At 46.7% G+C, this 12,835-nt stretch carries 10 protein-coding genes; 1 reads left to right on the forward strand and 9 read right to left on the reverse strand.

Features of this window, described 5'->3' with window-relative positions; all coding sequences use genetic code 11:
* The first annotated feature begins 24 nt into the window (after positions 1 to 24).
* On the forward strand, positions 25 to 1,233 hold the full coding sequence (locus tag LEP1GSC061_RS19405; RefSeq protein WP_016547467.1) for a sensor histidine kinase: 1,209 nt from the start codon (positions 25 to 27) through the stop codon (positions 1,231 to 1,233).
* A gap of 31 nt (positions 1,234 to 1,264) precedes the next feature.
* Here LEP1GSC061_RS19405 and LEP1GSC061_RS19410 read toward each other — a convergent pair whose 3' ends face one another.
* The 9 genes from LEP1GSC061_RS19410 to LEP1GSC061_RS19450 all read right to left on the reverse strand — a co-directional run bounded on the left by LEP1GSC061_RS19410 (position 1,265) and on the right by LEP1GSC061_RS19450 (position 12,830).
* Positions 1,265 to 2,545: a sensor histidine kinase gene (locus LEP1GSC061_RS19410; RefSeq protein WP_016547256.1), complete on the reverse strand. Its 1,281-nt coding sequence runs from the start codon at positions 2,543 to 2,545 to the stop codon at positions 1,265 to 1,267.
* 304 nt (positions 2,546 to 2,849) lie between these two features.
* A complete protein-coding gene (locus tag LEP1GSC061_RS19415; protein ID WP_016547294.1) occupies positions 2,850 to 5,999 on the reverse strand; it encodes an efflux RND transporter permease subunit in 3,150 nt (1,049 codons plus the stop codon).
* Between the two features lies 1 nt (position 6,000).
* Positions 6,001 to 7,032 carry an efflux RND transporter periplasmic adaptor subunit gene (locus tag LEP1GSC061_RS19420; protein WP_016546949.1) on the reverse strand — a complete coding sequence of 344 codons (1,032 nt, stop codon included), beginning with the start codon at positions 7,030 to 7,032 and terminating at the stop codon, positions 6,001 to 6,003.
* Positions 7,029 to 8,366, reverse strand: a complete 1,338-nt coding sequence (locus tag LEP1GSC061_RS19425) for a TolC family protein (RefSeq protein ID WP_040510046.1) — start codon at positions 8,364 to 8,366, stop codon at positions 7,029 to 7,031. The genes LEP1GSC061_RS19420 and LEP1GSC061_RS19425 overlap by 4 nt, the downstream gene beginning before the upstream one ends.
* A 57-nt stretch (positions 8,367 to 8,423) precedes the next feature.
* The gene (locus tag LEP1GSC061_RS19430) at positions 8,424 to 8,780 is read right to left on the reverse strand and encodes a hypothetical protein (protein ID WP_016547338.1); all 357 of its coding nucleotides are present in this window, start codon (positions 8,778 to 8,780) and stop codon (positions 8,424 to 8,426) included.
* A gap of 90 nt (positions 8,781 to 8,870) precedes the next feature.
* Complete coding sequence (locus LEP1GSC061_RS19435; RefSeq protein WP_016547472.1) at positions 8,871 to 10,082, reverse strand: acetyl-CoA C-acetyltransferase; 1,212 nt, start codon at positions 10,080 to 10,082, stop codon at positions 8,871 to 8,873.
* A 190-nt stretch (positions 10,083 to 10,272) separates the two neighbouring features.
* Positions 10,273 to 11,376 carry a WG repeat-containing protein gene (locus LEP1GSC061_RS19440; RefSeq protein WP_016547085.1) on the reverse strand — a complete coding sequence of 368 codons (1,104 nt, stop codon included), beginning with the start codon at positions 11,374 to 11,376 and terminating at the stop codon, positions 10,273 to 10,275.
* Between the two features lie 6 nt (positions 11,377 to 11,382).
* The gene (locus LEP1GSC061_RS19445; RefSeq protein WP_016546956.1) at positions 11,383 to 11,838 is read right to left on the reverse strand and encodes a hypothetical protein; all 456 of its coding nucleotides are present in this window, start codon (positions 11,836 to 11,838) and stop codon (positions 11,383 to 11,385) included.
* A gap of 20 nt (positions 11,839 to 11,858) precedes the next feature.
* The gene (locus tag LEP1GSC061_RS19450; protein WP_040510148.1) at positions 11,859 to 12,830 is read right to left on the reverse strand and encodes a YheT family hydrolase; all 972 of its coding nucleotides are present in this window, start codon (positions 12,828 to 12,830) and stop codon (positions 11,859 to 11,861) included.
* Between the last annotated feature and the right edge of the window lie 5 nt (positions 12,831 to 12,835).

Raw genomic sequence — 12,835 nt, forward strand, 5'->3', positions numbered from 1 at the left:
TGATACGATTCGGAGCGGATAGAATTGAGTTCCTTACTATTAAATTTGTCCTCGGCTGCGGCTCTCGTTACAAAAGACGGAATCATTATCGAGGGAAATGACCCCTTCTGGAATCTTATAGGTACAAGTATCGGGCAGGAGATCCGTTATGTCGATTGGGTCCATTCCGCCGATCTGGAACACGAATTAAAGCTGTTAGAAAAGGATTCTAGCTTATCCCATTATGAAATGGTAAAGCGCCTCAAGAATGAGGAAGGCCAGTATGTCGCCTTTCACTCCGTGACTTCAAAGACAAATAGCGGCGATTCTTTGCATTTATTCTTTCCCTTGGACGGACCGGTCTCCCATGAGCCGAGTCAAGCTTCCATATATAGGACCGGAGAGAGCGTAAAAGACGCGGAGATCGCTATTTATCGCAGAGCGATCGAGATTTTCGATTGGAAGCAATCTCTCAAGGATCGCTATTCTTCGTCTGCTTGGATGGATTCCGCGATCAAGCAGATCAATATCACTCTCATGCAAGGTACAGGAATCGGGAGCCTGATGAGCGTTCTATCCATGATATTATCCAAGGCAAAACGCAGATCGGAAGACGGTGTAGTGGAGATCCGGGAAAATCTTTTCGATCTTTTGGAAGACGGAGTATCCAGCGCGTCCAGATTCACTCGCTTTCTCTCCTCTGCACAAGCGCTTTTCGAGGAAAACGACGTGGTAGAGGAAGTCGGAACAGTGGCGGAATTCGTGGATACGATCCGCGAAGTCATAGACGAAGTGGAATCCTCCGTATCGATCAAGAGGCAGAGAATATTGGTTTCTGATAATATTCATATCTTGTCTAACCGTTTAAAATTTAGGAAGACCTGGATTTATAAGATAGCGAAGGAAATTCTAATCAACGCTCTGAAATATTCTCCCGACGATTCTAATATTCTAATATTGATTCTTAGGATAGGGGACGAACTACAGTTTAAGGTGATTAACGATCCTCCTTTTTCGGGCTATGTGCAGGAATTTCACGAAGACCTGGTCTTCGAACCTTTCTATAGAGGGGTAAAGTTCATGGACGAGCGTTACACCCAGGAAGAGTTCGGAATGGGCCTCGGTTTGCCGGTGGTGAAAAAACTGGTCGAATTGCAGGGCGGTAAGGTCCATTTACAGACGATGAACCTGAATCTGGACGAAAACCGAAAAGAAGGCATCTGTCTTACGATGCGTTTCCCAGTAGTTCGGTAACTCTTTTTAAGTCTCCATACGGAATCGATCGTTACCCGATATCTCGAATCGGGAGATCGATCTCGAGGAGTACCATGAGGTTTTCTTCTTCGTTCAAAAAACTCATCACGTTAAAGGCGGTCACTCTGCCTTCGTGATTGGCGACTATTTTTTCCACAAGAGGTAGTCCTAATCCGTAATCCAAGCTGGGTATATCTTCGTGTACAAGCTTGGTCAATCTTGCAAACGGTTGAAATACGAATTCAGACTCTTCTTTTGGGATTCCGAGTCTTATTCCTTCCTCCGATTTGGGAGAATTCAGGATGGAGATCAGTAAGCGATCCTTATGCAAAGTGAAAAGAATATAGATTACTTTCTTCGGTTCGGAGAATTTTACCGCGTTCATCAATAATTCTCCGATCGCCATTCGGAAACTCTTCTCGTTGATTCCGATTTTATCCCTTACGTTCGCATATTTGTCCTCGCAGATCTTGATCGTAAGGGACTTGGAAGCGGCGAGATCGTTTAGTTTGACGATTTCCTCCGTGAATAGCCCGTGAATCTGGGAAACGGCGAAATCCTCCTTGGTTTGGGTATTATGGATCAAATAGTCCATTTCGTTAAAGACTTCGATGATCTTAGAGGCTGATTCCGTATTGGCCGTGAGCATTTCGATTAGAGCGGTAGGAACTTCATAATGAGATCCTTGGTGTTTCGCTTTCTTTCGAATCAGGCTGACTACGGAAAGTAGAGCTCCGAATCCGGAACCTTGGCTTAAGGAAGTTCTAATATTCGATATTAGATGCGAGTCCTTATTTCGCATATCCCGGCGGATCAAATCCTTTCGAAAGGAATTCCAGTCCAATTCGGCCTGGAGTTTGTCGAAACGCTCCCTTTCCACCGTCTTATGCAAGCGATTCATTTCCAGATTCTCCCTGGCTTTTTGGAAAATCTCCAGAATTTCGGCTACGGAATCCTGTTCCGTAATACAGTCGAAGGCTCCTAAGCGTATGGCTCTTACGATGGTCCTGACGTCGAATTCTCTCAAACCGAATAAATAGATCGGATGCTGCCTGCCGGTAGCGGATCGCTTTACTAGGTTTTCGAATTCGCCGATCGTTAACTCGAAGTAAACGATGTCGAATATTTCATTAGTCGGAATTTCATCGACACTAAAAACGGATCTCACATCCGTGAGTTTAATTTCCCCGCAGATTTTTTGCAGGAACTCCGACTTTTCTTTTTTTGTCCCGACTAACAACACTTTTTCTTTGGGATAATAGTTGGGCTTGGAGGTGAGTGGTAACTCAGCCTCCTCTTCGATCATCATCATGGGACACCGTTCCTTTGCTAAGGAATAATACGAATAACGTACTTTCTATTTTTCTCGAGTGAAGGAAGTGGCGATGAAAAATACAAATATTTAAATTATTGATTTTGTATACTAAGAGGGGGTAGTGGCAAAAAAATTAAAATATTCTTCTTTATGTTTTTCTCATTTTTTCCGAAAAGAATCGATTCTGAATACTTCTTTCGGATTACTTTTAGTAATCGTTATAATGAAAATGTATTATGAAAATGAAAAACAATTTCTGCTCGTTGTCGAAGGCAGCATTCTTCTGAAATGCGGGGCGATTTTATTGCGAACGGTATTCGTTACGTGTGGCGAGATAAAAAATGCAAGGGAGATAGATTAGAGTAAATAACTCCATAGTCAGGCCTCCTACGATTACCGTAGCCAAGGGTCTCTGTATATCCGACCCGATTCCGCTTGCGGTTGCAGCTGGAATCAATCCGAATAACGCCAGAAGAATGGTCATGAGTCTAGGGCGGAATTGCAGGGCCGCTCCTTTCAATACGGATTGTTTCAGATCGGGATGATCTCCTTCTCCGAGAATATGTAACATTCTGGAAACGAAAAGCACGCAGGTCATGGTGGAAATTCCGAAAAGGGAAACGAATCCTACTCCTGCCGAAACGGAGAAATTCATTCCTCTCATGAGCAGAGCTAGGATTCCCCCAGTAATGGAAACTGGAATACCCGCCATAGATAAGAGAGCATAACGCGGAGATCGGAATATTCCGTAAAGAAAGCAGAAAATCGCGACCAAAGTAGCCGGGATTACTATGCGTAAACGTTCTCCTGCTCGGGATAAATTCTCGAATTGCCCGCCCCAGCCCAATGTAACGCCTTCCGGAAGGCTTAGATGTTCCGCCAATTTTTCCTTCGCCTCCGAGACGAATCCCCCTTGGTCTCTGCCTCGAATATTCGTTCTGACGGAAATCTGCCTTTTCCCGTCCTGTCTTTGGATGATCGTGGGACCGTCCTTGAGTTCTATGGATGCCAGTTCCGCAAGAGGGATCCTGCCTCCGTTCGAGGAGGTCACGAGCAAATTTTTCACACTTTCCAGTGAAGAGCGAAAGTCGGTGCTATACCGGACAACGATATCGAATCTTTTGGAACCTTCGTAAACTTCTCCCACCTCGGTTCCGCCGATTGCGGCTTCCACCGTATCCAGAATTTCGGACGCGTTGATTCCGTATCTTGCAGATCTTCTTCTGTCCACTTCGATGGAAAGTTGAGCTTGGTCCCTTTCCTGCTCGATTCCGGAATCGGTTGCTCCCGGGATTTCTCGGATGAGTGAGAGAATTCTGTCCGCATTATTTCTTAATGTAGGAAGATCCTCCCCGTTTAGAAAGATCGCAAGATCGGATACGCTTCCTGTGACGGATTCGGTCACATTGTCCAGAATCGGTTGGGAGAATAGAAGTTGGACTCCGGGAAGTTTCTCCCTCAGATCCTTTTCTATTCTTCTCAATAATTCCTGCTTAGAAATTTTTTCCTTCCAGAGTTCGTAGTCCTTTAAACCGACGAGGACCTCTAAACGGTTCGGACCGTAGGGGTCGGTGCCCTCGTCGTTTCTGCCTAGCTGACTTAAGACGGTTTCGACCTGCTCGTGTTGCAATAGGGAATCCTTCACGATCGGGAGGTATTTCTCCGCGGCTCTAAGATGCATTCCGACGGGAAAAAAGCATCGTATATTTACGGCCCCTTCGTCCAATTCCGGTAGGAACTCCGTTCCTAATTTGGAATATCCCAATGCGAACGCGAATCCTAAGAACAGGAAAGTGTAAAATACTGTTTTGCCGGGAGATTGGATTCTCTTGGAGAGCAAGAAATGATATCCTTCCCGGATCTTATTTAGGATCGGATTTTCCCATTCCAACGAGGAATGAGAATAACTCTCCATCCTGGATCGATACAAGAGCAGCATTAGAACCGGGATCACCGTGATCGTAAGCAATAGACTCCCCAATATCGCAAAGGAGAGCGTAAAGGCCATAGGAGAGAAGAGCTTCCCTTCTATTCTTTGGAATGTGAAGATCGGGAGATAAGCGAATATGATAATGGTTATGGAGAAGAAGATTTCCCTTCCGATTTCTCCGGCTGAAACGCTTGTCACTTCTAATAATTGGGAGAAGGACAATCCGGAAGGTTGCTTTTTCTTAGCTTCCGAATATTTGCGAAAAATATTCTCCACCATCACGACTGCACCGTCCACGATGATTCCGAAGTCTATGGCTCCCAAGGATAATAGGTTAGCCGGAATTCCGGTCAATTTCATCATTCCGAAACCGAATAAGAGGGAAACGGGAATGGTGAACGCTACTACAAGAGCGGATCTTACGCTTCCAAGAAAGAATATGAGCACAAGAGTTACTATGCTTACACCTTCGAAAAGAGTTCTGTAAACCGTCCGGACCGTGTATTTTACGAGTTCCGTGCGATCGTAAGTCGCTATGATGCGAACTCCTTTCGGCAGCGAATACTTATTTAGGAATTCTATCTTGGCCTGTACTCTCCCTATGATCTCGGAAGGATTCTCTCCCCGGCGCATTGCGATGATTCCTTGCACTCCGGATTTTCTGGTGCGGATCTCTCCGGTTATTGGATTCCGCATAACGTATTCGAAGATTCCGTCCGGTCGTCTAGGATATTCCTCGACCGAGGCCAGATTCTCGATATAAATGGGAGTTCCTCCCACAGCGGATACCACGATATTATGAATATCCTCCTTGGACTGGATGGCTCCCAAACCTCTGACCATAAAGCCTTGGTCGCCTCTTGTGAGAATGTTCCCTCCCGTATTCCGATTATTGGACCGTACCGCATCCAAAAGATCGGATAATGTGAGATGGTAACGATACAATCTGTTAGGGGAGGTGATGATATGGTATTGCTTCTCCAGTCCTCCGAAGTTTACGATATCCGCAACTCCCGGAACCTGGCGGAGCGCCGGAATCACCGTCCAGTCTTGGATGGTTCTGAGCTGCATGGGGCTCCATTCCTCGTCCGCTTCCAAGGTATAACGGAAAATTTCTCCTACGGGACCGGTGAGAGGTGCGAGGGAAATCTCCGCTTCTTCCGGAAGATCTACATCTCTCAATCTCTCCAGCACGAGTTGCCTCGCCATGAAATCGGAGACTCCGTCTTCGAATACGAATTGTAGAACGCTCAGGCCGAAAATGGTCTTGGATCTTCTCGTGAGTACGTAAGGAACGGAGTTGAGTCCTCTTTCCAAAGGCAGGGTCACCCTTCTTTCCACTTCCGAAGCGGCGCGACCCGGTAATAGAGCGATAACGCTTACCTGAGTATCTCCTACATCCGGATAAGCTTCCTTCTTTAATTCGGTCCAGGACCAGAAACCGAATACTATGATACCGGATGCAAGCACCAGACTTGGGATCCGATTTCCTAAACAGAAGTGGATTAACTTTTCGATCATACTAAAATCCGAAACTCAATCCTTTCAGTAGAAAGGCGCCTTCGGTAACGACTTGATCTCCGGAAGAGAGGCCTTCGTTCACGATGGTTCGATCCTCTCCCGAGGTTCCTAATACGACCTGTCTTCTGCGAAATATACCGTCTCCTTCCGAAAGAAAAACGTAATTCTTTTCATCCACCGTGATGATCGCTTGGTTCGGTAAAACGATGACGGAGGTTCTCGGATCTCCGAAATCCACGCGAGCGTACATTCCCGGAAGAATTTTCTCTTTGGGATTTCTAAGAGTAACCCTCACTTTTACGGTCCTAAGAGTGGGGTCTACGACTTCTCCCACGGCTTCCGCATGACCCTTGAATACCTTTCCCGGAAAGGAAGAAAATTGGATTCTCACTTCTTCTCCCTTTTGAACCTCGCTCAGTTGCGATTCGGGAACGTCGCAAATCAACCAAAGAGAAGGCCCGGAAACGCTATCCAATTCCTTCGGATTGAATCCGATGGATCTCAATTTGGATTCCGTCTCGGCGCTTTCCGCTTTCGCAATTGCGAAGTTGGATTCCGCTTCGGTTACTTCTCTTCCGGTTGCCGCCTGGTTCGCATACATGTCGCGGACTCTGGCCAAGTCCTTAAATGATTTTGCGGTCACAGCCCGACTTCTTTTATACTCCGCAAACATTTGCGTCGTGTCCGCGGAATCGAATAGAATGATTTTCTCCCCCGAGTTTACGGAGGTATTGATGCTTGCAATTACACGAGCGGGGGCGATCACCGAAAAGGAAGCGTCTCCGACGCCCACTCTAAGAATGGACATTCTTGCGAGCCCGGAGGAATCGGGAGGGAAGGAGATCGTTTCTCCGTTATCCGAAACCTTAGGGCTGCGGTCCTTTTCCTGCTTCCATGCTTCCTTCAGTTTGTATGCGGAGAATTTGGAGTAACCCCAGAACCCTAAAATCACGATAACGAACAGTAGGACCCAACGAATCGGTCTTCCCTGCAAATGAAGTTCGTAGAAGAACTTCCAACGGCTGGGATTCATTTGCCTTCTCCTGCGATCGTCCTACCGACCGTATAATTCAGATTTTCGATGGCATCTATCCTGTCTGAGCGAAGTCGGATCATCTTAATTGTGCTGTCGCTATAAGATTCGAAGAAATCGGAGAATTCTAGAATCGTAATGTATCTTTTCTTGTAGTTCTCGATCATCATTCCCGCTAAATTCTTATAATCCTTCGTGAACGAGTTCCTATATTCCTGCAGGAGCCTATCCTTCTCTTTTGCCTGGCCCAAGGCAGATTTTACTTCCGCCTTTACTTTCAGGAATTTTTCCTCCAAGGCGGCCTTTTTCGCGGCGAGCACCGTTTCGGAGGATCGGATATTTCCCTGGTTCCTATCGAAAACCGGTAGTGCGATGGAAACGGTAACCCCGTAGTAATTATTGATATAATTACCGGCGCGATCCCAGCTTCCTCCCAATGCCAAGTCCGGAACCGCCATGGCCTTTTGTAAGGAAAGATTCGTCTGCTCCGCTTTCACCGCGAGCTCCAATCCTTTCAGATCCGGTCTGTATTCCAAGGCGGCCTTGAGCAAATCCTCCGTTTCCAAAACCAAGGGAGAAGATTCCGAGGTCTCCGATTCGCTCCATATGGGAAAGATTTCCTCTTCGAAGGATTCCGGATCGTTGAGTAGGACCCTCAAGGTCTCTTCCTTTTCCAGAATGATTTTGATAAGCTCGGAGCGATCCGTCTCCAGTCGGAACAGGATGGCCTTGAGTCGCAAGAGCTCCGCAAGAAGAAGTTCCCGACTCTTATAAACGTTTTCCGCTCCCACGATGGTTTTTCTTACTTGGGGAATGCTTTCCTCGTAGAATTCCAAGGACTTGCGGGCGAAATAGAGTTGGAAGAAGGAGGAACGCAGCTCCAGTTTTAAAGATCGTAACGTATCGTAAAATGTCTGCTCGGCGATTTCCTTATTCCATTTCGCCAAACGGATTCTCTTATCCCTTTTGCCTGCAAGCACGAATAGTTGTTGGATCTGTATCGCGGTTTGTCCGTTCTTAGTGGTGTCTAAAACAACTCCCGTGTTCCGATTATAAGCGTTCTGGTCCATAAAGAAATTCGGGTTATCCCAAAGTCCTGCCTGGAGGACATCCCCTTTCTTGGATTCCACATCCATACGCGAAGCAAGAAGGGAGAGATTATTCCTGAGAAATAGATTCTCCGCGTCGATCAAACTGATTCGTTTTCCGGGAGAAGTCGAGGATGGGGGAGAGACCTTCGATTCTTCTCCGGATCCTAAGGAATCTCCGGTGATCCCTAAGTATAAGGAAAATAAAAATAAGTATTGTATGAAATAATAATATATGCCGCGCATTCGGATCGCCTCCAATGGGACCGGATTCTTCCGGTCCGAATCGTAATTTCGAAAGAATTAGATATAATAAGGAGGAGGGAGGTTCGTTAGGAACCTAGACAGAAAATATTCGTTGCCCCGGGAGAGAGAGCGGTCTGCCCGTGCCGATAGGATTCTGAAGAAACGGAAATCTGAGTAGGTCTCGGTAGGATCGTATTCCGTGGAATCCAAATCCTGGACGATAGAAACCTCGTCGTCGGTTTCCGAATGAAAGCGGATGGATTTTTTACCGGGAAAGGTCTTCTGGACCTTTAATTTTGTCTCGGAAAGATCTCCTTGCTCGTTCGAGTAAAAACCCAAGGAGAGAGCAAAATTAGCTAAGAATATGCAGAGTAGAAGGGCCTGAACCGATCGATTTCCCCTGAAATTCCGCATACCGAATTCAGAATACCGGGAACCGATTCTTTGGAAAGAAAAAAACGCCTGCCTCCGCGGAGGAAACAGGCGCTGAAGAAAAGGGAAAGATTAAATTCTTTCGATGATGGTCGCGATTCCCATTCCTCCCCCGATACAAAGGGTCATGAGAGCGTAACGTTTATTTCTTCTTTCCAACTCGTCCAGAGCGGTTCCGAGAAGAATGGCCCCCGTCGCTCCGAGAGGGTGACCGAGCGCGATCGCTCCTCCGTTTACGTTGATCTTTTCCATGGGGATTCCCAAACTTTTTTGGGTATAGAGAACTACGGAAGCGAAGGCTTCGTTGATTTCCCATAGATCGATATCTTCTACTTTTAGACCGGCGGCTTGCAGAGCCTTCTTGGATGCGGAGACGGGACCCGTTAGCATGATGGTGGGGTCCTCGCCGGTCGCAACGGTCGCGAGAATTTTGGCTCTAGGCTTCAGGCCGAATTTTTTGACTCCTTCGTCGTTAGCGATTAGAACGGACGCGGCACCGTCCACGATCCCGGAGGAATTACCCAGGGTATGGATATGATTGATCTTTCCCACTTCGGGATAGGATCTGAGCGCGATCGCATCCAATTCTTTCTCACCCACCGTTTTGAAGACGGCGCCCAGTCCGGAAAGGAAAGCGTAATCGGATTCGATACGAGGGTTCTCGTCCGTGTCCACTACGCTTCCATCCTCCAATTTAATCGGGATGATGGATTTCTTGAAGACACCTTCTTTGATCGCTTTGTCCGCTTTTAGCTGGGAGGATTCGGCGAATTTATCCGCCTCTTCTCTGGAAATATTGTATTTCGTAGCGATCAGGTCCGCGGAGATCCCTTGTGGAACCAGATTATAATGCTTTTGAATATTAGGGTTTCCTATATTAAAATCCCTGTCTCCTAGGTCGGCACCCATCTTTACGCGGCTCATGGATTCCACGCCGCCTCCTAAACCCACTGCCATCGCTCCGGATTGGACGTGATTGGCGATATTGTTCACCGCTTGTAGTCCCGATCCGCAGAATCTGTTAACGGTATAACCGGGAACCGAATTAGGCCATTGCGCTGCCATGACAGCATAACGCGCAATACAGGCCGCTTGGTCGTCCACTTGGGAGACGCAACCTAATACGACTTCTTCCACAACTTCCGGTTTAAGGCCGTTTCTTTCCTGGATGGCTTTTAATGTGCTGGCTGAAAGTTCTTGGGGATGGACGGAGGCGAGAGTTCCTCTCTTTTTCCCTTTTCCGCGAGGGGTGCGAACCGCATCGATAACGTATGCGTTGGACATGATTTTCTCCTATAACGAAAGCCGTTCGTTTATTATTGAACTCTCGTTCAAGAACGAATAGTTCCTACGGTTTGAGTTTAGGACGAAGGAGGGAAAAGCAAGCCGTTTTGCTCGGAAGTTTCTTCTCTAGTTTTGGAGAAAAACTTTTTTCGAATACGAAATATAGGAGTGAACGTCGTTTGCCTAGGAATTAATTGGAAGGTTGCCAGACGAATTTTCCCGAGCGATCGATATAACCGAATTTGTCCTTGAAGGTCTTGCGATCGTAGACGGCGACTAGCGCGAGTCCTTCCTTAAAGGAATAGGCGGCTTTGAATTTGGGAGGAATCACCCAATTCCCTTCTTTATCTATAAAGCCCCAGACATCCGATCGATTCGACTTCGCTGCAGGAGCTAAGCCTTCCGAAAAATTATGAACGTATAAATCCCGCAAATAAAGCAAGACCCGACCCTCAGGATCGATCAGAACTTGCTTGCATTCTCTGCCGGAAATTTCGGCCGCGAGGCAAGCCTGGGCGACTCCGTCGTAGAAAGGTTCGATAAAGCGGAATTTTCCGAAACCGATACGAATATTCCCCTTAGTATCCGCTACGGCCCATTCTTCTTTTCTCCGTATTTGAGTTAGGCCTTCGTTGAATAATCCTATCTGATCGAACTCGAAGGGCAGTATTTCGGAGAAATCATAATTTATAACTCCATAATATTTTCCCTTTCGAACAGTCGCGACACCGCCTTGGAAATGACTCGCGTAATCGTATTGCGGCGCCAAGATTTCCTTTCCGCTGCGATCCAAATAGCCGAACTTTCCGGAAGAATAAGTTCCCATCGGGCCGGAGCAAGTCCGGATTCCTCCCCGATCTATGGGGATTCTTCCCTCGGAGATCGCACCGAAAAAATCCGTGCTGGGTCCAAATACGGTATTTCCTTTTCGGTCTATCAAATATCTGTATTCCATGCAATCGGGAGATTCGGATTTTCCCTTCACTACGACCGCTAATCCTTCTCGGAAAGGATAGCATTCCAAATATTCGATTGGAATCGCGGCTTTTCCCCCCTCGTCGATATATCCGCATTTCCCGGCCTTGTAAACTCTCGTTAAGCCTTCAAAGAAGGGATACATGATGGGAGTTACGTCGTCGAATTGAGGAGGGACAACCAACTTGCCGGACCGATCCATGAAGCCGATCTTTCTTTCCACGAGTACGGCGAAAAGACTCTCAGCATTATAATTTCCGAATGGAAGGATTAAGAAAAAGAGAATCAGAATCGTATGTCGATATTTCCGATTGGACACGATCTTTTACTTCGGCAGACCGAATAATTCCTTATGCAGGCGGAGCGAGATGCGCGCTATCGGGAGGAAGAGTGCGGAGAGAAATATGCTCAGAAAGATCGCCCCGCCTAGATCGGGATCTTTTTTATCGAATACTGTGGACCAGATCGAGAACATCGTAAAAGCGTAGCCTAAAGATGTTAGGATCCCGGTGATCAAGAATATGATCTTTTTCTTATAGTAGATTCCGAGAGGTATCCAAAAGAATCCGATCGTGAGAAAATAAGGAGCGGTAAGAATCAAAAGGATCTGGTATTGAGTTTCAAAGGGTCTGAGTCGGTCCGGATTGAATACCTTATCGGCTTCCGAGTCCACTAGAGCCGGATCATAACCTTCCTTCTTTAGCGAATCTACAACGCTTTGCAGATTGGGATTCACCTTCATTCTTTCTTCTATGATTTCCCTAAGACGGAGTTCGCTCATTACCATTTCTCCTTTATGTTCTATCCGAAAATTGCCGAATCGAAGACTTTAAAATACCAACAATCTCCCTTTAAATTCTCGTAAAATCCGTTATGACCTCCGTATTTCTGGATCAAAACGTGAAGTTTAGGAGCCTTGGGGATCGTTTTGAATTCGTCAGGACGAATAATGGGGTCGTCCGCGGAAGTCACGATGGTAACGTCCACTTTCAGGCCTCGAAAATCTTCGGGGCCTAATGTGTAGGAATTGAAGTAATCGTCCGTATTCTTAAACTGGGAGGTGGAGGCTACGATTCTATCGGTCATTTCCATCACTGATTTACCTTTCATGATGTCCGGATAAGGGTGTAGATCCGGAAAATGAACATTCTTCTTGGCTAGGGATTGTCTCCATTTGTCCAAGAAATATTTACCTATGATCAGTTTGGAGTCCATCATCTCCGTTGCGCTTTTGGGATGCAGAGCGGGACTGACCGCGATGCAATGCTTCAGATTAGGGATCGCCTTTTTCTTTCGGGAATGTTCTCTAGCGATCCTAAGAGTAAAATTTCCTCCCAGGGAAAATCCTCCCACATAGACCGGGAGTTTCGGGCCGAATTGTTTCGCCGCGAGCCTCACTGCTTCATATGTTTCGTCTATAAGACTTCCATTAAACGGTTCCGCATTCAGATGATGTGTTTCTCCGTGGTCCCGCATATTCAGTCGGAAAATGGAGATCCCTTTCTCGTAGAATCTTCTCGCGGTCCTTTGGATATAATTGGAATCCATGCTTCCTTCCCAACCGTGGATCAGAATAAGAAGGGCCCGATTTTCCGGAGACTTGGAATAATGTCCTAATAGCCGGATTCCTTTTCCAGCTTCCAAGACGACCGGTTTGGAGGAAGAGTCCATCGGATGAGCGGGAGCCTTTTGGCGCATGAGAGAAGCGAGTACCGTTTGGACGAAAGGATGTCTGAGATGTAAGGGAGGGCTAAAAGGACGGATCTGATCCATACCGG

It is taken from the genome of Leptospira wolffii serovar Khorat str. Khorat-H2, assembly GCF_000306115.2.
GTDB classification, from domain to species: domain Bacteria; phylum Spirochaetota; class Leptospiria; order Leptospirales; family Leptospiraceae; genus Leptospira_B; species Leptospira_B wolffii.